General features: G+C 55.2%; 10 protein-coding genes and 2 pseudogenes. 3 read left to right on the top strand and 9 right to left on the bottom strand.

Annotation, left to right across the window (positions count from 1 at the left end; all coding sequences use genetic code 11):
- Positions 1-95 precede the first annotated feature (95 nt).
- Together H3L92_RS00910 and H3L92_RS00905 are read right to left on the bottom strand one after the other, a co-directional pair.
- Positions 96-9,449, bottom strand: a complete 9,354-nt coding sequence (locus tag H3L92_RS00910) for an Ig-like domain-containing protein (RefSeq protein WP_115336267.1) — start codon at positions 9,447-9,449, stop codon at positions 96-98.
- A 29-nt stretch (positions 9,450-9,478) separates the two neighbouring features.
- Positions 9,479-10,375 carry an OmpA family protein gene (locus H3L92_RS00905; RefSeq protein ID WP_085367175.1) on the bottom strand — a complete coding sequence of 299 codons (897 nt, stop codon included), beginning with the start codon at positions 10,373-10,375 and terminating at the stop codon, positions 9,479-9,481.
- Positions 10,376-10,819: 444 nt separating this feature from the next.
- On the opposite strand from H3L92_RS00905, the gene smc reads away from it, so the two are divergent.
- Positions 10,820-14,314: a chromosome segregation protein SMC gene (smc, locus tag H3L92_RS00900; protein ID WP_085367176.1), complete on the top strand. Its 3,495-nt coding sequence runs from the start codon at positions 10,820-10,822 to the stop codon at positions 14,312-14,314.
- A gap of 132 nt (positions 14,315-14,446) precedes the next feature.
- Here smc and H3L92_RS00895 read toward each other — a convergent pair whose 3' ends face one another.
- Positions 14,447-15,247 carry an IS3 family transposase gene (locus H3L92_RS00895; RefSeq protein ID WP_115336266.1) on the bottom strand — a complete coding sequence of 267 codons (801 nt, stop codon included), beginning with the start codon at positions 15,245-15,247 and terminating at the stop codon, positions 14,447-14,449.
- Between the two features lie 100 nt (positions 15,248-15,347).
- Positions 15,348-15,599, bottom strand: a complete 252-nt coding sequence (locus H3L92_RS00890; RefSeq protein WP_245945433.1) for a helix-turn-helix domain-containing protein — start codon at positions 15,597-15,599, stop codon at positions 15,348-15,350.
- Between the two features lie 661 nt (positions 15,600-16,260).
- On the opposite strand from H3L92_RS00890, the gene H3L92_RS13075 reads away from it, so the two are divergent.
- Together H3L92_RS13075 and H3L92_RS13545 are read left to right on the top strand one after the other, a co-directional pair.
- A complete protein-coding gene (locus tag H3L92_RS13075; protein WP_245945452.1) occupies positions 16,261-16,518 on the top strand; it encodes a transposase in 258 nt (85 codons plus the stop codon).
- 142 nt (positions 16,519-16,660) lie between these two features.
- A pseudogene (locus H3L92_RS13545) lies at positions 16,661-17,151 on the top strand (transposase).
- 429 nt (positions 17,152-17,580) lie between these two features.
- Here the strand turns inward: H3L92_RS13545 and H3L92_RS00875 are convergent.
- From H3L92_RS00875 to H3L92_RS00855, 5 genes and pseudogenes are all read right to left on the bottom strand, one after another.
- A pseudogene (locus tag H3L92_RS00875) lies at positions 17,581-18,331 on the bottom strand (IS5 family transposase).
- 759 nt (positions 18,332-19,090) lie between these two features.
- Positions 19,091-19,582 carry a transcription elongation factor GreB gene (greB, locus tag H3L92_RS00870; protein WP_085367106.1) on the bottom strand — a complete coding sequence of 164 codons (492 nt, stop codon included), beginning with the start codon at positions 19,580-19,582 and terminating at the stop codon, positions 19,091-19,093.
- 81 nt (positions 19,583-19,663) lie between these two features.
- A complete protein-coding gene (locus tag H3L92_RS00865) occupies positions 19,664-20,236 on the bottom strand; it encodes a DUF4126 domain-containing protein (protein WP_085367107.1) in 573 nt (190 codons plus the stop codon).
- Positions 20,237-20,324: 88 nt separating this feature from the next.
- Positions 20,325-20,648: a rhodanese-like domain-containing protein gene (locus H3L92_RS00860; RefSeq protein WP_085367108.1), complete on the bottom strand. Its 324-nt coding sequence runs from the start codon at positions 20,646-20,648 to the stop codon at positions 20,325-20,327.
- 109 nt (positions 20,649-20,757) lie between these two features.
- Positions 20,758-21,408 carry a protein-L-isoaspartate O-methyltransferase family protein gene (locus H3L92_RS00855; RefSeq protein ID WP_085367109.1) on the bottom strand — a complete coding sequence of 217 codons (651 nt, stop codon included), beginning with the start codon at positions 21,406-21,408 and terminating at the stop codon, positions 20,758-20,760.
- Positions 21,409-21,482: the final 74 nt, after the last annotated feature.

Below are 21,482 nucleotides of genomic sequence, written 5' to 3'. Positions count from 1 at the left end.
TTTCCAACATCTAAGGCCATCTGCAAAAATTATCTGGCATTATTACGAGAAAAGGCCCTGCCTTACGACAGGGCCTTTTTTTACCAACTGTTTAATCAGCCGATAAATTCAACATGTTTTTCCAGAATGCTGTTCAGGGTTTCGCCCGAAGAGATGCCGGAGAACGTGATGCTGTTTTGGTAAGTGGCGCCATCCTTGCCTACACCGGTAAAGCTCAGGGTGTGGGTTTGGTCGTTCCATACCGCGCCTTGAAGCTGCTCGGGACCTACCAAATCGGCAAATACAACTTTGTCGCTACCGGCCTGAAAGTCAAGGATTTGGTCTTTGCCGCTGTTGCTGTTGGCCAAGAATACAAACTTATCCGCATCTTCTCCGCCGGTCAGGCTGTCGTCACCGGCGCCTCCGAACAGGATGTCGTCACCGGCACCGCCGTTTAAAGTATCGTTACCGCCGTCGGAACGGTTGTCCAGCAATTCTGCCCAATGTTTTTGAACATAATCGACTTTTTGCTGGTCGGTTGCCGCAACACCTCCGTTTTCACTCCATTTGATGAATTCGTTCAGTGCTTGCGAACCCATACCGTCGTGGCTGCCGGCTTTGTAAACTGATCCGGTTGCGCTGTTTGTCCAAGACAAATGGTCGGTATTGATGGAGTCGCCGAACAAGATGTCGTTGCCTTCCCCGCCAGCCAGGGTATCGTTTGATACGCCTTCCACTACTGTGGTTGACGAACCTTTCTTCAAGGCGGCATCCAACTCGTCGGGCGAATTCACGATAGCGGCTTCGCCTGCCGTTCCTTGGTAAACCACTCGCTCTCTTCCGTAAGAGTAGAAAGTGTCGACAACATTACTTTCTTCAGTCAGATTGCCTGATTGGGTTGTGGTGTCGAAATATTTCAAAGTGGTTTGCTCTACGCCTTGCTTAAAGCCGATTGCATGTACGTCAGATACTGCGCTCAATGCTTTGAAGCTGTTCAAGCCGGCATTGACTGCATTCTGTGTAACGTAACCGAGATAGCGGAGATCGCCGCTGCGGCCGTCGTCACCATAGGCTGTAGGTTGTCCGTCGGTCAGGAAGTAAGTTACGTTGGTGTAACCGTTGCCTGACACTTTGTTAAACCATGCTGCCGTATCTTTGAACGCATCATCGTAGTTGGTAACACCACCGGCTTGGCTATCTTGGACGATGATGCCTCTCAACAACGAATCTACATTGCTCTCGTTCAAATCGCGGATATCAACCACTTGTTTGGCCGTTTGGTTGAACACAATCAGGCTGACATTCACATCGCCGTCGTGCGCCGCCAACTCTCCTGCCAGTTTCAGCAGGGAAGCTTTAGCCATATTCAGGTAAGACATACCGCTCTCGGTTTTATACGTTTTCATGCTGTTTGAGATATCAAACAGAATGGCAACATTATAGTCTGTTCCTTTGGTGATAATAGTTTGCGTGCCGCCTGCATCACCGATCAGTACATCATTGCCGCCACCGCCTTTAATATCGGTATTCGGCTCGTTGGTGCCGATTGTGATTTTGTCGCTATCTACACCGTTAATGGTAATGCTGAGAGTGGCCGTTGAAGTGTCGCCGTCGGCATCCTTCACGGTATAGGTAAAGGTATCAACCAGCTTCTCACCGCTGTTCAAGGCTTTTACGGTTTCATTATTGCCGTCGAGATGGTATGTATATTTACCGTCGTCACCCAATACCAGCTTGCCATAGTTACCGTTTTGTTCACCGGAAGTTACCGTTACCGGAATATCCGCGCCGGTCGTGTCGTTGGCCAACACGCTGCCGCTCACCGATGTACCTTTTTCTCCAATGCTGTTCACATCGTCCACAGCAACAGGAGCGGTATCGGTTATCTTGATATCCAAGCTGTCCATGGCGGTATTACCGGCTTTATCCTTCACCGCAACAATAAAGTTATCGATTACGGAATCATCACCCTTGCTGTGGTCTTTGCGCGTACCGTTTTCGGTGTAGGTATAAGTTACTTCACCTTTGACAGCATCGTAACCGTTAATCACCAACTGGCCTTTGGCGGTGTTAATCACAACCGGTGTTGTCGAGGTTGCGGAGGTTACATCTTTACCGGCTACAGTAATCGAAGCTACACCACCTGCATCCCCTACTTTGATAATACCGCTAACTTTCGCATTACTGGCTTCTGCAACTTGTTGGTCTTGCGCTTTCACGGTCGGAACAACAGTATCCACAGAGCCTGGATCCTTAGCAGCTGCTTCGTTACCGGCCGGATCTTTCACCGAAGCTTCGGCTGTGTAGCTGCCGTCGGGCAGTGCGTTGGGTACGTCTACGCTGTAAGTGCCGTCGGCTTTGACGGTAGCAGTAACGGTTTGGCTTTGGCCGTCTGAACCGGTTACCACAACGGTTACCACCGAACCGGCGGGGGCGTCTGTTTTGCCGCTGATGGTCGGGGTGTTGTCGCTGCTGTTGTCCGGCGCGTCTACGCTGATGCTCGGCGCGGTGGTGTCCACTTCGCCTTTGTCGGTCGCTTTGCCTTCGTTGCCTGACGGATCTTTTACGGTGGCTTCTACGGTTACCGGACCTTCGGGCAGTGCGTTCGGTACTTCTACGCTGTAAGTGCCGTCGCCGTTAACGGTAGTGGTCACGGTTTGGGTATTGCCTTCGCCGTCGGTGATCACAACGGTTACCACCGAACCTGCGGGCGCATCTGTGGTGCCGGTGATGGTCGGGGTGGTGTCGTTGGTGACGTCGGGTACGTCTACGGTAATGCTCGGCGCGGCGGTGTCAACGGAGCCGTCGTCTTTGGCCACCGCTTCGTTGCCGGCCGGGTCTTTCACCGAGGCTTCGGCTGTGTAGCTGCCGTCCGGCAGTGCGTTGGGTACGTCTACGCTGTAAGTGCCGTCGGCTTTGACGGTAGCAGTAACGGTTTGTGTTTGGCCGTCTGAACCGGTTACCACAACGGTTACCACCGAACCGGCGGGAGCGTCTGTTTTGCCGCTGATGGTCGGGGTGTTGTCGCTGCTGTTGTCGGGCGCGTCTACGCTGATGCTCGGGGCGGTGGTGTCTACCACGTTGCCTTCTTTGTCTTCGGCGGTCGCGCTGTTGCCGGCTTTGTCGCTGACGGTGGCGGTAACGCCGTAGTTGCCGTCGGGCAGTGCGTTCGGTACGTCTACGCTGTAGCTGCCGTCGGCTTTGACGGTGGTGGTCACGGTTTGGGTGTTACCCTGGCTGTCGGTCACCACAACGGTTACTACCTGGCCTTCTTCCACATCGGTGGTGGTGCCGGTAATGGTCGGGGTGTTGTCGTTGGTCAGCGCCGGTGCGTCTACGGTGATGGCGGCGGCGGTGTCAACGGAGCCGTCGTCTTTGGCAGCCGCTTCGTTGCCGGCCGGGTCTTTCACCGAGGCTTCGGCTGTGTAGCTGCCGTCCGGCAGTGCGTTGGGTACGTCTACGCTGTAAGTGCCGTCGGCTTTGACGGTAGCAGTAACGGTTTGTGTTTGGCCGTCTGAACCGGTTACCACAACGGTTACCACCGAACCTTCGGGGGCGTCTGTTTTGCCGCTGATGGTCGGGGTGTTGTCGCTGCTTTTGTCGGGCGCGTCTACGCTGATAGACGGGGCAGTGGTATCCACCACGTTGCCTTCTTTGTCTTCGGCGGTCGCGCTGTTGCCGGCTTTGTCGCTGACGGTGGCGGTAACGCCGTAGTTGCCGTCGGGCAGTGCGTTCGGTACGTCTACGCTGTAGCTGCCGTCGGCTTTGACGGTGGTGGTCACGGTTTGGGTGTTACCCTGGCTGTCGGTCACCACAACGGTTACTACCTGGCCTTCTTCCACATCGGTGGTGGTGCCGGTAATGGTTGGGGTGTTGTCGTTGGTCAGCGCCGGTGCGTCTACGGTGATGGCGGCGGCGGTGTCAACGGAGCCGTCGTCTTTGGCCGCCGCTTCGTTGCCGGCCGGGTCTTTCACCGAGGCTTCGGCTGTGTAGCTGCCGTCGGGCAGTACGTTGGGTACGTCTACGCTGTAAGTGCCGTCGGCTTTGACGGTAGCAGTAACGGTTTGGCTTTGGCCGTCTGAACCGGTTACCACAACGGTTACCACCGAACCGGCGGGAGCGTCTGTTTTGCCGCTGATGGTCGGGGTGTTGTCGCTGCTGTTGTCCGGCGCGTCTACGCTGATGCTCGGCGCGGTGGTGTCCACTTCGCCTTTGTCGGTCGCTTTGCCTTCGTTGCCTGACGGATCTTTTACGGTGGCTTCTACGGTTACCGGACCTTCGGGCAGTGCGTTCGGTACTTCTACGCTGTAAGTGCCGTCGCCGTTAACGGTAGTGGTCACGGTTTGGGTATTGCCTTCGCCGTCGGTGATCACAACGGTTACCACCGAACCTGCGGGCGCATCTGTGGTGCCGGTGATGGTCGGGGTGGTGTCGTTGGTGACGTCGGGTACGTCTACGGTAATGCTCGGCGCGGCGGTGTCAACGGAGCCGTCGTCTTTGGCCACCGCTTCGTTGCCGGCCGGGTCTTTCACCGAGGCTTCGGCTGTGTAGCTGCCGTCGGGCAGTGCGTTGGGTACGTCTACGCTGTAAGTGCCGTCGGCTTTGACGGTAGCAGTAACGGTTTGGCTTTGGCCGTCTGAACCGGTTACCACAACGGTGACCACCGAACCTTCGGGCGCGTCTGTTTTGCCGCTGATGGTCGGGGTGTTGTCGCTGCTGTTGTCGGGCGCGTCTACGCTGATGCTCGGGGCGGTGGTGTCTACCACGTTGCCTTCTTTGTCTTCGGCGGTCGCGCTGTTGCCGGCTTTGTCGCTGACGGTGGCGGTAACGCCGTAGTTGCCGTCGGGCAGTGCGTTCGGTACGTCTACGCTGTAGCTGCCGTCGGCTTTGACGGTGGTGGTCACGGTTTGGGTGTTACCCTGGCTGTCGGTCACCACAACGGTTACTACCTGGCCTTCTTCCACATCGGTGGTGGTGCCGGTAATGGTCGGGGTGTTGTCGTTGGTCAGCGCCGGTGCGTCTACGGTGATGGCGGCGGCGGTGTCAACGGAGCCGTCGTCTTTGGCCGCCGCTTCGTTGCCGGCCGGGTCTTTCACCGAGGCTTCGGCCGTGTAGCTGCCGTCGGGCAGTGCGTTGGGTACGTCTACGCTGTAAGTGCCGTCGGCTTTGACGGTAGCAGTAACGGTTTGGCTTTGGCCGTCTGAACCGGTTACCACAACGGTTACCACCGAACCGGCGGGGGCGTCTGTTTTGCCGCTGATGGTCGGGGTGTTGTCGCTGCTGTTGTCCGGCGCGTCTACGCTGATGCTCGGCGCGGTGGTGTCCACTTCGCCTTTGTCGGTCGCTTTGCCTTCGTTGCCTGACGGATCTTTTACGGTGGCTTCTACGGTTACCGGACCTTCGGGCAGTGCGTTCGGTACTTCTACGCTGTAAGTGCCGTCGCCGTTAACGGTAGTGGTCACGGTTTGGGTATTGCCTTCGCCGTCGGTGATCACAACGGTTACCACCGAACCTGCGGGCGCATCTGTGGTGCCGGTGATGGTCGGGGTGGTGTCGTTGGTGACGTCGGGTACGTCTACGGTAATGCTCGGCGCGGCGGTGTCAACGGAGCCGTCGTCTTTGGCCACCGCTTCGTTGCCGGCCGGGTCTTTCACCGAGGCTTCGGCTGTGTAGCTGCCGTCGGGCAGTGCGTTGGGTACGTCTACGCTGTAAGTGCCGTCGGCTTTGACGGTAGCAGTAACGGTTTGGCTTTGGCCGTCTGAACCGGTTACCACAACGGTGACCACCGAACCTTCGGGCGCGTCTGTTTTGCCGCTGATGGTCGGGGTGTTGTCGCTGCTGTTGTCGGGCGCGTCTACGCTGATGCTCGGGGCGGTGGTGTCTACCACGTTGCCTTCTTTGTCTTCGGCGGTCGCGCTGTTGCCGGCTTTGTCGCTGACGGTGGCGGTAACGCCGTAGTTGCCGTCGGGCAGTGCGTTCGGTACGTCTACGCTGTAGCTGCCGTCGGCTTTGACGGTGGTGGTCACGGTTTGGGTGTTACCCTGGCTGTCGGTCACCACAACGGTTACTACCTGGCCTTCTTCCACATCGGTGGTGGTGCCGGTAATGGTCGGGGTGTTGTCGTTGGTCAGCGCCGGTGCGTCTACGGTGATGGCGGCGGCGGTGTCAACGGAGCCGTCGTCTTTGGCAGCCGCTTCGTTGCCGGCCGGGTCTTTCACCGAGGCTTCGGCTGTGTAGCTGCCGTCGGGCAGTGCGTTGGGTACGTCTACGCTGTAAGTGCCGTCGGCTTTGACGGTAGCAGTAACGGTTTGTGTTTGGCCGTCTGAACCGGTTACCACAACGGTTACCACCGAACCTTCGGGGGCGTCTGTTTTGCCGCTGATGGTCGGGGTGTTGTCGCTGCTTTTGTCGGGCGCGTCTACGCTGATAGACGGGGCAGTGGTATCCACCACGTTGCCTTCTTTGTCTTCGGCGGTCGCGCTGTTGCCGGCTTTGTCGCTGACGGTGGCGGTAACGCCGTAGTTGCCGTCGGGCAGTGCGTTCGGTACGTCTACGCTGTAGCTGCCGTCGGCTTTGACGGTGGTGGTCACGGTTTGGGTGTTACCCTGGCTGTCGGTCACCACAACGGTTACTACCTGGCCTTCTTCCACATCGGTGGTGGTGCCGGTAATGGTTGGGGTGTTGTCGTTGGTCAGCGCCGGTGCGTCTACGGTGATGGCGGCGGCGGTGTCAACGGAGCCGTCGTCTTTGGCCGCCGCTTCGTTGCCGGCCGGGTCTTTCACCGAGGCTTCGGCTGTGTAGCTGCCGTCGGGCAGTACGTTGGGTACGTCTACGCTGTAAGTGCCGTCGGCTTTGACGGTAGCAGTAACGGTTTGGCTTTGGCCGTCTGAACCGGTTACCACAACGGTTACCACCGAACCGGCGGGAGCGTCTGTTTTGCCGCTGATGGTCGGGGTGTTGTCGCTGCTGTTGTCCGGCGCGTCTACGCTGATGCTCGGCGCGGTGGTGTCCACTTCGCCTTTGTCGGTCGCTTTGCCTTCGTTGCCTGACGGATCTTTTACGGTGGCTTCTACGGTTACCGGACCTTCGGGCAGTGCGTTCGGTACTTCTACGCTGTAAGTGCCGTCGCCGTTAACGGTAGTGGTCACGGTTTGGGTATTGCCTTCGCCGTCGGTGATCACAACGGTTACCACCGAACCTGCGGGCGCATCTGTGGTGCCGGTGATGGTCGGGGTGGTGTCGTTGGTGACGTCGGGTACGTCTACGGTAATGCTCGGCGCGGCGGTGTCAACGGAGCCGTCGTCTTTGGCCACCGCTTCGTTGCCGGCCGGGTCTTTCACCGAGGCTTCGGCTGTGTAGCTGCCGTCGGGCAGTGCGTTGGGTACGTCTACGCTGTAAGTGCCGTCGGCTTTGACGGTAGCAGTAACGGTTTGGCTTTGGCCGTCTGAACCGGTTACCACAACGGTTACCACCGAACCTTCGGGCGCGTCTGTTTTGCCGCTGATGGTCGGGGTGTTGTCGCTGCTGTTGTCGGGCGCGTCTACGCTGATGCTCGGGGCGGTGGTGTCTACCACGTTGCCTTCTTTGTCTTCGGCGGTCGCGCTGTTGCCGGCTTTGTCGCTGACGGTGGCGGTAACGCCGTAGTTGCCGTCGGGCAGTGCGTTCGGTACGTCTACGCTGTAGCTGCCGTCGGCTTTGACGGTGGTGGTCACGGTTTGGGTGTTACCCTGGCTGTCGGTCACCACAACGGTTACTACCTGGCCTTCTTCCACATCGGTGGTGGTGCCGGTAATGGTCGGGGTGTTGTCGTTGGTCAGCGCCGGTGCGTCTACGGTGATGGCGGCGGCGGTGTCAACGGAGCCGTCGTCTTTGGCAGCCGCTTCGTTGCCGGCCGGGTCTTTCACCGAGGCTTCGGCTGTGTAGCTGCCGTCGGGCAGTGCGTTGGGTACGTCTACGCTGTAGCTGCCGTCGGCTTTGACGGTGGTGGTCACGGTTTGGGTGTTACCCTGGCTGTCGGTCACCACAACGGTTACTACCTGGCCTTCTTCCACATCGGTGGTGGTGCCGGTAATGGTTGGGGTGTTGTCGTTGGTCAGCGCCGGTGCGTCTACGGTGATGGCGGCGGCGGTGTCAACGGAGCCGTCGTCTTTGGCCGCCGCTTCGTTGCCGGCCGGGTCTTTCACCGAGGCTTCGGCTGTGTAGCTGCCGTCGGGCAGTACGTTGGGTACGTCTACGCTGTAAGTGCCGTCGGCTTTGACGGTAGCAGTAACGGTTTGGCTTTGGCCGTCTGAACCGGTTACCACAACGGTTACCACCGAACCGGCGGGAGCGTCTGTTTTGCCGCTGATGGTCGGGGTGTTGTCGCTGCTGTTGTCCGGCGCGTCTACGCTGATGCTCGGCGCGGCGGTGTCAACAGAGCCGTCGTCACTCGCCTGACCCTCGTTACCCAATTTGTCTTTAACGGTAGCCGTTACTGTGTATGTACCGTCTAGCAGTGCGTTCGGTACGTCTACGCTGTAAGTGCCGTCGGCTTTGACGGTAGCGGTCACGGTTTGGCTTTGGCCGTCTGAACCGGTAATAACCAGTGTCACAACCTGACCTTCTTCCACATCGGTTACTGTGCCGCTGATTGTGGGTGTGTTGTCGTTGGTCAAATCAGGGGCGTTAACGGTGATTTGTGCGGTTGTATCGATGCTGCCGGGATCAGTAGCGGTGGCAGACTTGCCGGATACTGTTTCAACAGTTGCCGTAGCGGTATAAACGCCGTCGGCCAGCGGATTGGCCGGCTCTACTGAATATTCGCCGGTTTCACCGATGGTTACCGAAACGGTTTGGCTGACTCCTTGGCTGTCAACCAAAACAACGGTTACTACGCTGCCCGGTTCTGCGTTGTTAACGGTACCGGTAATTTCGGGGGTATTGTCCGTGGTGTTGTCCGGTGCGTTAACAGTAATAACCGGTGCCGGATTATCCGAACCGCCATCACTGCCGCCTGCCAGCGCCGCCAAACCTGCCAGCGGCAGCAAACCCAAGAGCCATAAGGGATTGGGCATCCACATGGCTGTAATGATTTCACCGCCCAAGGCTTGGCCGGCTGTTACCTCTTCCGCCAGCATGGTAACGGCATCTGAAGTTTCCGTGCTTTCCGGAACATAGGGGTAAGTGTTGCCGTTTTCGTGCTGGCCGATTAACAGGCTGCCTTTGGACGCGCCGGTTTCTTTTGAATAGTAACCTTCTAAAATCAAGTCGGGATTGGCAATATCCGACCCTTCGAAGGCAACGGTCAAATCATCGCCCACACGCTTGGTCATGATGTTTTCAGGTGCGTACGATGTTGCATCTTCGATAAATTGATAATTGACGTCAGCCTGAGCGGGAATGCGCAATGCTTCGCCGGAGGCCGTCTGAAACTTTACGGTCTCCAAAGTTTTTTGAGCATTGTTGATATTTAAAGTAATGTTTTTAGACATTTTATTCACCTTATAATGTTAAATTCAGTTTATTTTTTCTCACCGTGCAGAATCACTTCCACACGACGGTTGGGTTGGTCGCACTCTTTGCGCGCTTGGGCGTTATTGGGGTGCTTTTTACGACAATCGTTAACCACCAATTCGCGCTCGCCCTTGCCTTCGGCACTGATCAATCTTCTATCCAAACCGCTTTCGGCCAGTACCTGTTTTACGGTTGCGGCACGGTTCGTGGAGAGTTTCTGGTTGTATGCGGGCGTACCGGACGGATCGGTATGGCCTACAACGGCAATACCGCGGATTAAATCGGGATTTTGTTTGATTTCTTCGGAAATAGCGGAAAGCTCCTGCTTGCCTTTGGGCAGCATATTTTCGTAGTCATAACGGTCGAATTTGAACAGGGCCGAAGTTTGCAGGCTGTATTTTTTCAATACGACCGCGCATTGTTCTTCGCTTACCACGCGTGAAAGTGTATGGTTTTGACGCGGGATGCCTTTCATTTCGGCTTCAGCCTGTTCGGGAGAAACGGCTTGCAGCACAGGATGACCGTTGCTGTCGCTGACCACCTTGAAGAAAGACACGGCTAAATCAGGCAGGTTATAATAGTCGCCGGAGTTATGTTTGTTGCGGTAACCGGTATCGCTCTTAGTGAATTCGGCATAAAACCGCTGGTTTTGCGCACAAACGGTTTCTTGGCGGTAGGCATTCGGCTGCAACGATCCCGAATATTGGCCGTTTACGTAAATATTGACGGTAGGGCCGCTGATGGCATCGGCCTGACGGTAAAACACAACTGAAGAGCGGTTATCCGGCACGGAAGTGCTGTAAGCGGCCTGCTTGGTATCAATCCAGCTTTCTTTTTGGTGCGATGCGCATCCGACTGCGGTAAGCGGCAGCAAAACCCACAATAATTTACGATACTGAAACATGATTCAAACTCCTGGTTAATTAAGCCGCCTGTTGCGTTTTACGGCTTACCTGTTAAACATCCCCGTTGTTGCGGTATATTTGGCTGTGCCATTTTCCAACGACATAACACATGGCAATATTAAAATGATATACGCATTCGAGTTATATTTTCGCCAACTCATACCAACGGTATTTTTTTATAGATAATAGGTATCTGGTTAAATTAATCAAAACTAAAGTAATTATTTCGTCAAAAATATAACAATTTGAAATTATTAGAACTTTATAAACCATATAAAATAAAAAACGGCGCAACAGCCCGTTTTATATGCCATTCGCCTTTATGCAACACTTCTTGCCGCCCACGATAAATAAAGCATTGGCGCCTCTCTCGCCCGCCGCCACCTTTTCAGACGGTTTTCCGTTAAAATAACGCTTTTTTCCGCCCCTGCTTTTCTCTTTCCATGCGCCTTACCCACATCAAACTTGCCGGCTTCAAATCGTTTACCGACCCCACCACCATTCATGTGCCCGGCCAGCTGGTGGCCGTTATCGGACCGAACGGCTGCGGCAAATCCAATGTGATTGACGCCGTGCGCTGGGTATTGGGGGAAGCATCGGCCAAGCAGTTGCGCGGCGAAAGTATGCAGGACGTGATTTTCAACGGCGCCGCCACCCGCCGCCCCGCTCCGCGCGCTTCGGTTGAACTGGTGTTCGACAACAGCGACCACAGCCTTCAAGGCGCGTGGGGGCAATATGCCGAGGTGAGCATCAAGCGCCAGCTCACACGGCAGGGCGAATCCACTTATTTCATCAATAACCAAGTGGTGCGCCGCCGCGACATTACCGATTTGTTTTTGGGCACGGGTGTGGGCGCACGCGGTTATGCAGTGATCGAACAGGGCATGATTTCGCGCATTATCGAAGCGCGGCCCGAAGAATTGCGTGCTTATATAGAAGAAGCGGCGGGCGTGTCGAAATACAAAGAACGCCGCAAAGAAACGGAAGGCCGTCTGAAAGATACGCGCGAGCACCTGCAACGTTTGTCCGACCTGCAAAGCGAACTGGCGCGCCAAGTGGAAAAGCTGGAAAAACAGGCCGAAACCGCCGAGCGTTATCAAACGCTCACCCGCCAACTTGCGCAGCAGCAGGATTTGCTCGACTATGTGCAATGGCAGCAATCGCTCGCCACCGCCGACAAAGCCACCGCCCAGCATCAAACCTTCCAGCAGCAGCAAGACGAAACCGCCGCGAAAATTCAGGCTTTGGGCGAAGCCGTGCACACTTTGCAGGCCACCGAACAGGCGCAACAGCAAAGCGTGCACGACATCAGCAACCGGCGCGGCGTATTGCGCGAACAGATTGCCCGCCTGGAAGAGCAAATCCGCCACCGGCAAACCCTGCACCAACGCATCGAGCGCGACAAAGCCGCCGCGCAAGTGCAGCTTTCGCGCATCCACCAAGAGCAGCAGCAAATCCGCGCCCTGCTTGAAGAAGCCGACACCCACATCGAAGAAAAACAAACCGAGCTGGCCGAAACCGCCATGCAGGTGGCCGAATACGAAGAACGCCTGCCCGAGCTGGAAGAAGCGCAGGCCGCACTCAACACCGCCTACCAAAGCCAGCAGGACGAACACAACCGCATCAAACGCGAGCTGGCCCTGAAACAACAACAACTTGCCCACTCGCAACACACCCTGCAACAGCACGAAGCGCGCAAAGGCCGTCTGAAACAAGAAAGCCTCGCGCTCAACCTGCCCGACCGCAGCGATACCGAAGCCGCACAAGAGCAGGCCGCCCTGCTGCAAAGCCAACAAGAGCATTACGAAGAACAACTTTTGGCCGCCGAAAACCGCTTGGCCGAGAGCCAAACCCGTTTTCAGACGGCCTCATCACACCGGCAAGCACTGCAACAGCAACACATCACGCTCGAAGCCCAGCAGCAGGCGCTGGCGCAACTCTTGGCGCAAGACGAAAACAGCAGCGGCGATTTCTGGCAGCACACCGATGCCGGCCAAGCCCCGCAACTCTGGCAGCACATCACCGCCCCCACCGACTGGCAGCACGCACTCGGCGTGATACTGGCCGAACGCCTGCACGCCCGCGCCGTGCCCGCCTCGTTCGCCCCGCCCTCGCCGCTTCCCGAAGGCAGCGCCGCCTGGCTGGCCGACAACCTTTCCGGCGGTCTCAAAAAAACCCTGCCCGCCCCCGCCCTGCTCAACCAAATCCAAGCCAAAGCCCCGTTTCAGACGGCCTTGCACCATTGGCTCGACGGCGTATTGTGCGCCCCCGATTTGGATTACGCCCTGAGCCGCCAAAGCGACCTGCAACCCGGCCAGCTTTGGCTCACGCCCGAAGGCCACCGCATCGACCGCGTCAGCACCGTGCTGTACGCCCGAAACCGGCAGGACAACCTGATGGCGCGCAAAGAACGTTTGGACGAACTGGCCGCCGAACTGGCCGCCCTGTCGCCCCATTTGGCCGATGCCGAACAACAGCTCGCCCGCAGCAAAACCGAGCTGGCCGATGCCGAAGCACACCATAAAAACCTGCTGCAACAACAAAAACAACACAACCAGCAATACCAGCAGGCGCAGCAGCGCGCCGCCGAAATGCTCGCCCGCACCAACCAAGGGCAAATCCGCCGCGAACACATCGGGCGCGAACTGGCGCAAATCGAAGAAGAACAAACCGTGCTCGAACAAACTTCAGACGGCCTGCAAGACGACATCGCCACCCTCACCGAAGCCGCCGCCGAACTCGAACACCAGCAGCACAACACCGGCGGCAGCCGCCAAGAGCAGCAAGGCCGTCTGAAACAGGCCCAGCTCGCCCTTTTGGAAGCCAACCGCCAATACGGCCTCGCCGAAGTGGCCGTGCACAAACTGCAACAGCAAAAACAGCATTTCCAACAACAGCTCGTCCAGCTCGAACAGCAAACCTTAGACTGGCAGGAGCGCCAGTCCGAACTCGCGCTGGCCTATGAGGCCGAAACCCAAAACAACGAACAGCACGCCCAACTGAGTGAGCTGGGCGAAGCCGTGCAAACGCTCGACGAACAATACCTCGCCATGCAGGACCAACTCGCCGCCACCCAAGCGCAAGGCCGTGAGCAATACGCCCAACAGCAGGCGCTGCAAAGCAAACTGCCGCAATTGCAGGCCGCCACCCAAACCGCCCTGCTGCAACAGCAGGAAGCCCTGATTAACGCCAAACGCTTCCACCAAAACCTCACCGAAAGGGAAGCCGACTTCGAATCGCTCGAAACACTGGCCGCCGCATCAGGCAATCTGAAAGCACTTAGCAACGACATCGGCAGCCTCGCCCAGCAAATCGAAGCCCTCGGCGCCGTCAACCTCGCCGCCCTGCAAGAGCTGGAAGAAGCCCGCGAACGCGACGGCTACTACCGCGGCCAAAGCGAAGACGTGCAGGCCGCCATCAACCTGCTCGAAGAAGCCATCGCCCAAATCGACGGCAAAACCAAAGAGCGTTTCAAAGCCACTTTCGACGCCGTCAACGAAAAAGTGCAAACCTTTTTCCCCACCCTGTTCGGCGGCGGCGAAGCCACCCTGCACATGATAGGCGACGACCTGCTCTCCGCCGGCGTATCCATCATGGCCCGCCCGCCCGGCAAGAAAAACAGCACCATCCACCTGCTCTCCGGCGGCGAAAAAGCGCTTACCGCCATGAGCCTCGTGTTTGCCCTCTTCAGCCTCAACCCCGCCCCGTTCTGCCTGCTCGACGAGGTGGACGCCCCGCTCGACGATGCCAACACCGGCCGTTTCTGCAATTTGGTGAAAGAAATGTCGGCGCAGACCCAGTTTCTCTATATTTCGCACAACCGCCTCACCATGGAAATGGCCGAACAGCTCATCGGCGTAACCATGCAGGAAAAAGGCGTGTCGCGGATTGTCGCCGTGGATATCCGTCAGGCGCTGAAAATGGCCGAACCGGCGTAAACACAGCCCGAACCGTTTTCCCGCTCCGGCATACAGAAAAGCCGGAGCCTGCGGGAAGCCCGTCAATTACGTTTAAGGCCGTCTGAAATATTTGAACTGTCCCCCAATACTTGGACAAGTTAAGAATCTTTATCAAACAGCCTTTTCAAGCTGGGTTCTGTAGCCGACAGGACTCAGCTTTTTCAAGTTTAAACTAATCCGTTCATGATTGTAGTAATGTATGTAATCATCTATTACCTCTGTCAGCTCCGCCACCGACAGCGCACCTTCCTGATAGAAACTCTCCGTTTTCAGTGTACCGAAAAAACTCTCCATCGGCGCATTGTCCCAACAATTGCCTTTGCGCGACATACTTTGCACAATCCCTTTCTCAGCCAATTTCGTTCGATAAGCCTCGGTGCGGTAAAGCACACCTTGGTCGGAATGCAGCAGCGGCGTTTGGCCTTTCAGACGGCCGAATGCTTGGTCCAACATTTGCGCCACCATTTTACTGTTTGCTCTGCGGCCTAAAGAATAGGCCACAATCTCCCTATTAAACACATCCAATACCGGCGATAAATACAGCTTCCCGTTTGTGCATTTGAACTCCGTCACATCGGTCAGCCATTTGTCTGCCGGTTTGCCGGCAGTAAACTCACGATTGAGAATATTGTCCGAAGCCTCTCCTACTGCTTGCGGACGGTAGGCTTTTTTACTGCGGACTTTGGCTTTTAGTCCCAACAAACCCATAATGCGCTGCACTTTCTTTTTGTTCCACGACAATACGGCGGCAATCCGCCGATGACCGTAACGGCCTTTGTGTCGGCGATAGACTTCACTCACGGCGGTTTTGGCCGCCGCATCGGGATCGGCTTTGCCGATATGGTAATGAAAGCTGCTTTTGGGAATGCCGGCACTGTGCAGCAGATATTTCAGCGGGTGTTTCGCCCTCAACGTTTGAACGGTTTCGCAGCTTTGGCGGCGTTCTTTTCGTTGAGGGCTTTCATGTGCTTTAGGTAGTCGTTCTCCGCCCTCATGTAACGTAACTCTTCAATCAGTTCCGCCTGGGTTTTTTCGTGGTCGGGTTTGTCGGCGATAAACGGGTTTTTGCGTTGGTCTTCATAGTCTTCATAAACGTAGCCTGCGGGTGTTGGAGTGCGGCGATACCGCCTTGCCGATAGGCGGCTATCCAACGGCGCAGGTGGGTGCGTGAGACGTTGAAGTGCTCTGCGGTGCGCTGTTGGCTGTGCACTTGGTGGTAATGGAGTACGGCTCGGTATTTGAAGTGTAGGTTATATTTGGACATAAGAAAACTGCACCTTTTAAAGTTGGAGGGGGTGTCCAATTTTTGGGGTGCAGTTCAATTTTCAGACGGCCTTATTTCTTAAGCCCAATCAATAATAGAGTAACAACACCAGCAAACTGTTTCCCCATGCCGTATCATATCCGCACCGCTTGAACACAAACGCAAATGCCCTGAAACAGCCTGATCACGGAGCATTCACATTCAAAGCAAATAAAACAAAGGAGAAACAGCATGACCAAACTCTATCTCGGCCCGGTATTGTCGTTCCGGGGCGGTTCGGAAAAAGGCGAATAGAAAGTAACCGCACTGATTGCCGTGTCCGACAAAGAAGCCTTTCCCGTTATCCGCCTCAACGGCAAAGCCGTGTCCGCACCGTTGATTTTGCTGCGCCACGGCGGCAAAGCCTGAGATGTAGGAAATTCTAGCGTTGTTTACACTTTCCGTTTTTTGCATGCAGACCCATTTTGGGATTTTTGAGGGTTGTCAAGAATGCCGAAAGGCACGGCGAAGCCGCATCGTTCTTGAGAATACTCAAAAATCACGAAACCATCATTCCAGCAAAAGACAAAAGCCGTTTGGCATAAAAAGTGTAAATAACCCGACCTTTTCCCACACCATAAAAACTTTAAATTCCCTTGAAAGAATTCAGAGGAGTTTTTTTATGAGCAGCTTCTTCCACCAACAAACCCAAATCATGATGGGCAAACACATCGACAGCTACCCGTTACTCAAAATTAACCGGCTACTCGATTGGCAGCCCGTTGAACAACTGCTCAACCAGCAAAAGACCCGTTACATCCGCGACCACCCCGCCTATCCGCTACTGCCCATGCTCAAAGCCGTCTTGCCCGGCCAATGGCACAGCCTCTCCGATCCGGAATTGGAACGTTGTTTAGCTACCCGTCTGAATTTCTTTTGATGACGTCGCCTTACCCGACCACAGCACCCTCTGCCGTTTCCGCAATTGGCTGGCACAAGATGACACCTTGACCGGGCTTCTCGAACTGATTAACCGCCCGCTGACCGAAAAAGGTTTAAAAATAGAAAAAGCCCCGGCGGCAGTGATTGACGCCACCATCATCCAAACCGTTGGCGGCAAACAGCGCCAGGCCGTCGAGACCTTGCCCAGCAAAGACAAAGATGCGCGCTGTGTGAAGAAGGACGGCAAATTCACCTTAGGCTACAAACAACACACCCGCACCGATTGGGAAGGCTATATCGAGAAACTGCACATCACCCCGGCCAACATCCACGAGTGCAACCATTTCGAACCGCTATTGGCCGACATCGCACCCAAAACAACTGTCTATGCAGAAAGGGATATGACAGTAAAACCAACCGTGAACACCTGCAAAGCAAACGGCTATCCGACGGCATTATGCGTAAGGTACACCGGGGCAAACCTTTAACGGAGCAGGAGAAACAGCGCAATACGCAGCTGTCGAAAGTTCACTATGTAGTCGAACAAACCTTCGGTACGCTGCACCGGAAGTTCGGCTGTAAAAGAGCGCGTGTGTTGGTTTACGGAAAGTACTGGCGCAAAGCTATTTAAAAGCGGTGTGCCTGAACCTGCAAAAGCAGCCAACAAGCTTCGTGTGCCTGCTGCCTGAAAAGGCAATCAGTACCCCGATAAAGGGGTTAATTAGGGGAAATATAGACAAGAAACACGTCTCAAAATGAAAAAAACGATTACTTGATTGTTCAGGTAACCGTTCAGATGGGATAACCGGTATTTCGCAAAGGTTTCGCCTGTGTAACAGCACCCAATAATTGACAGGTACGCAATCAAACCAACCCCATCGGTGTGCTGTATAGCAACCGGCTGTTTACATTCGGTTTATTGCATGCAGCGTTCAACTGCAGGATATTCGATACTTGGTTGAAGCAAATGCTGATACCCCAGCTTCTGGCCAATAGTGTGGTGGTAATGGAAAATGTGGTATTTTGTAGGCTCTAGACTAGGGTCTGTCGACATTCAAGTTTACCTTAATTTCAATACGGCAGCAACAAGGTAAATATTGGCAGCAAAAGATTGGTCGGTTTTTTCTGCGCGCATCGCAATCTTTTTGAATTCTTTGAGTTTGCAAAAAAGTTCTCAATCAAATGTCGCCAGCAATACATCATCTTGTCGTGTTCCCGCTGCAATTTGCGGTTGTTACGCGGCGGAATAACCACCTTACTCCCCCTTTCGGTCAACTCTTCGACCAGCCAGTCGGCATCAAAGGCTTTATCCGCCAATAAAGCATCAAATTCCTTTTCTTTAATCAGCGGTTCTACGCCGCAAATGTCATTGCGCTGACCAGGCATCAGTTTGAAGTCAATCAGGTTCCCCAAAGCATCCACCATAGCCAAAATCTTGGTCGTCATCCCGCCTTTGGATTGGCCGATGGCCTGATTTAGAGTCCCCCTTTTGCACCCTGACCGTGGCGGTGAACTTTGACAATTGTGCCGTCAATCATGACATACTCCATATCGAGATCACGGTTCAGTTCTTCAAAAATATCATGAAAACGGTCGGCCAAGACCCATCTGCGGTAGCGTTTGTGGATACTTTTCCAATTACCGAACTCTTCGGGCAGATCGCGCCAAGGACTGCCGGTACGGATAATCCATAGTATGGCTTCTATAAATAATCGGTTATCGACAGCGGTTCGGCCGGCATCGCCAACTTTTCCTTGGCATAAAGGCTCAATTTTTGCCCACTGTGCATCGGTCAGAATATATCTGGTCATGAGGATAGGATACACTGAAAACTTGAATGTCGACAGACCCTAGCAGCTTTATATAAATTTACTTTAGGGGCTTAGGAAGCAAAATTAGCCCAAGGTACGAAGCAGGTTTAATCGTCGTCATGAAAAAAGCATACGTATTCAAAGCATGACCGCAGACGGCTTTAAAGACATCACCCAACTCTTTTCCGATATTCTCTTCCAACTATGCCAATTCCACCAGCAGCAAACTATACGCCACTACCTGAGCCGAAAACCAGAATCCGACGCAGCGCACGCTTTAAAGAAGTTGTCGGACAATATTTTATGTTGGAAGAAGCGGAGTTTAAAACATAGTTGAACGATTAGTATGACGCTCATAAAAACTATAGTGAATTCAAATAAAAACTCCGAAATGAAATAACTGCATTCAAACTTGCAATTGGGCGATATGCTAAAGAATCGTTTTACCCTACTTCGGCATTCTTATTTTAATCCACTATACTTGAATGAAATCAGTTTCCATGAAGACGGCACACAAAAATGGTATACCCACAAAAGATTAAGGAGCGCATATAGCAGCCTAAAATGTAACCTAACTTATCTGTTTATTTTTGAACAAAACAGGGAATTAGATACGCCGAACACGACCAATATACCAGAAGGTAGATTTGGCGAATTGAAGACTCAAAAACGCTGCCATGCGGGTGTGAGCAATGAGACCAACCTCAACAACTAGACCTTAGAAGTTTGGGATTTCAACAAAACTCCGTCCCCGCGCACTCACTCAATCCGTACATACGCCACCGACAAAATCTCAATCACTTCCCTGCCCTCCGGCCCGTTCAGCACCACTTCGTCTCCTTCGCGCGCTTTAATCAGGCAGCGTGCCAGCGGCGAAATCCATGAAATTTTGTTTTTGGCCGTGTCGATTTCGTCGATGCCGACGATTTTCACCACCTGTTCGCTGCCGTCGCCGCGCAAAAGTTCTACCGTGGCGCCGAAAAACACTTGGTCGGTGGCTTCGCGGGTTTCGGGGTCGACCACCTGCGCCGCTTCCAAACGCTTGGTTAAAAAACGGATGCGGCGGTCGATTTCGCGCATACGGCGTTTGCCGTAGAGATAGTCGCCGTTTTCGCTGCGGTCGCCGTTGCCTGCCGCCCAGTTCACAATCTGAACGATTTCGGGGCGTTCTTTGTTAACCAGGCCGTACAGCTCGTCTTTCAAAGCCTGCCAGCCTGCGGGGGTGATGTAGTTGGGGGTGTTGCCGCTCATGTTGATGCCGTCTGAAATGTGCAAAGGTGCATTTTAACCGATTGCCGCGCTTTTTTCAGACGGCCAAAATACCGGTTGCCGCTATGCCTGCGCCCTGCCGCGCTGATAAGCCGCATATTTTCGGTATAGCCACACAGCCACAAACACCACCACGAACACGGCCAAAACCGGCAGAAACAGGCTGAGCAGCGTCATCACCACCGCCGTGCCGGTTTCCAAAACCGAAAACACAGGGTTGGCCGTGCCGCCCGTGGCGGCGGTGCTGGCTGCGCGCGTGGTGGCGTTCACGCCTTTGATGGCCGCCGCTGCGCCGCCGCCTGCGATAATCGCCAGCGCCCACGTTACGGCGGGGCTTAAATCGGCGGCGGTCGAGGCCACCACGGCCGTACCCGCCAAGCCGGCCAACGGTACGGCGAGCGTGTCGAGCAGATTGTCGATAAACGGCACTAAGTAGGCCAGCGATTCGGTGATGGTGGCGATGCCGAGAATAATCAGCGCATTGGTGCTGCCCAGCCACTGCCAGCTTTCGTTCAACGGCCACATACCGAAATAAGCCGACACGCTCAGGGCAAACAAAGGCAGAAAAACGCGAAAGCCCGAGCTGGCCGCCAGGCCGATGCCGAGCGCGATGCTGATAAGTGTTTCAAAGTTCATGATTTCAATCGGAAATGTAGAAAACGCGCATGATACTGCAATCTTGCGCGTTTGGCGGCAGATTTACGATTAGGGGCAACCCGGCCCGTCAATATCTCGGCACGGTAGCGTCGGCCTGCAACGACCAGGCGTCGATGCCGCCTTGCAGGTTATACAGTTCGTCGAAACCTGCGTCGGCCAGATACATAGCCGTGTGCAGGCTGCGCACGCCATGGTGGCAATACACCACAATCGGGCCTTCGTCGGGCAGCTCGTTGTGGCGCAGCGGAATCAGGTTCATCGGAATATGCACATGGCCGGGCAGCGCGCAAAAGGCGACTTCTTCGTCGGTGCGCACGTCGAGCAGGGTGAGCGGTTTGCCTTCGGCAAGCCATTGCTGCAATTGTTGTGGGGTGATCTGCGGAATCATAATGGGTGTGTTTGAGTGTGTGCGAGGCCGTCTGAAATGCGTTCAGACGGCCTCAAGCTTTAGGGCGTTTCTTATGCGGGCCGGCCGTGCGGAAGGTTTGGCCTGTTTGTTGTTAAAACTGGAATTTGCCGGCGGCGGCGGGGGCATTCAGATAAGGGATATAGGTGTCGAACAGCGTGTGTTCGGTAAAGCCTTCGCCGCGGCGGGTTATCAGCAGGGCACGCTGAACGGGTGCGCTGCCCGCCACCACCACCATGCGGCCGCCGTTTTTCAATTGGTTTTTCAGGGCTTCGGGCACGGCGGGAACGGCGCCGCCGATATAGATGGCATCGAACGGGGCGCTTTCCGAAACACCCGCCAAACCGTCGCCGGTTTGATAGACCACGTTGTCGAAACCAAGCTCGTTAAGCACGCTTTGGGCGCGCTGCTGTTGCGCGGCATCAATATCAACCGTGGTTACGCTGCCGCCCAGTTTGTGCAGCAGCGCGGTGGCATAACCCGAGCCGGTGCCGACTTCCAACACGCGCTCGCCCGCTTTCAGCGCCAAACCCTGAATCAGGCGGGCAACGATTTTCGGCTCCAGCATACTGCCGCCGTTAGGCAGCGGCAGCGTTATGTCGGCATAAGCGTAAGCCTGCTGCGCTTCGCCCACAAAACGTTCGCGCGGCACTTCGGCCAGTGCGTCTAAAACATCGAAATCCAACACATCCCAGGGGCGGATTTGTTGTTCTACCATATTGAAACGTGCTTGCTCAAAGTTCATGCCTTGCTCCGTGGTGGTTTGGTGTTTGGTTTAATCTTCGGATTATACGGTGTTTTATGTGTGCATCACAATGT

It is taken from the genome of Neisseria dentiae, from assembly GCF_014055005.1.
Classification (GTDB): Bacteria; Pseudomonadota; Gammaproteobacteria; order Burkholderiales; family Neisseriaceae; genus Neisseria; species Neisseria dentiae.
This window is presented reverse-complemented; position numbering and strand designations above follow the sequence as displayed.

Bases quoted from the DNA above. Each gene is read 5' to 3' on its own strand.
- H3L92_RS00865 (WP_085367107.1), bottom strand. From the start codon at position 20,236: ATGAACTTTGAAACACTTATCAGCATCGCGCTCGGCATCGGCCTGGCG.
- H3L92_RS00910 (WP_115336267.1), bottom strand. From the start codon at position 9,449: ATGTCTAAAAACATTACTTTAAATATCAACAATGCTCAAAAAACTTTG.
- greB (WP_085367106.1), bottom strand. From the start codon at position 19,582: ATGAGCGGCAACACCCCCAACTACATCACCCCCGCAGGCTGGCAGGCT.
- H3L92_RS13075 (WP_245945452.1), top strand. From the start codon at position 16,261: ATGAGCAGCTTCTTCCACCAACAAACCCAAATCATGATGGGCAAACAC.
- H3L92_RS00890 (WP_245945433.1), bottom strand. From the start codon at position 15,599: ATGTCCAAATATAACCTACACTTCAAATACCGAGCCGTACTCCATTAC.
- H3L92_RS00905 (WP_085367175.1), bottom strand. From the start codon at position 10,375: ATGTTTCAGTATCGTAAATTATTGTGGGTTTTGCTGCCGCTTACCGCA.
- smc (WP_085367176.1), top strand. From the start codon at position 10,820: ATGCGCCTTACCCACATCAAACTTGCCGGCTTCAAATCGTTTACCGAC.
- H3L92_RS00855 (WP_085367109.1), bottom strand. From the start codon at position 21,408: ATGAACTTTGAGCAAGCACGTTTCAATATGGTAGAACAACAAATCCGC.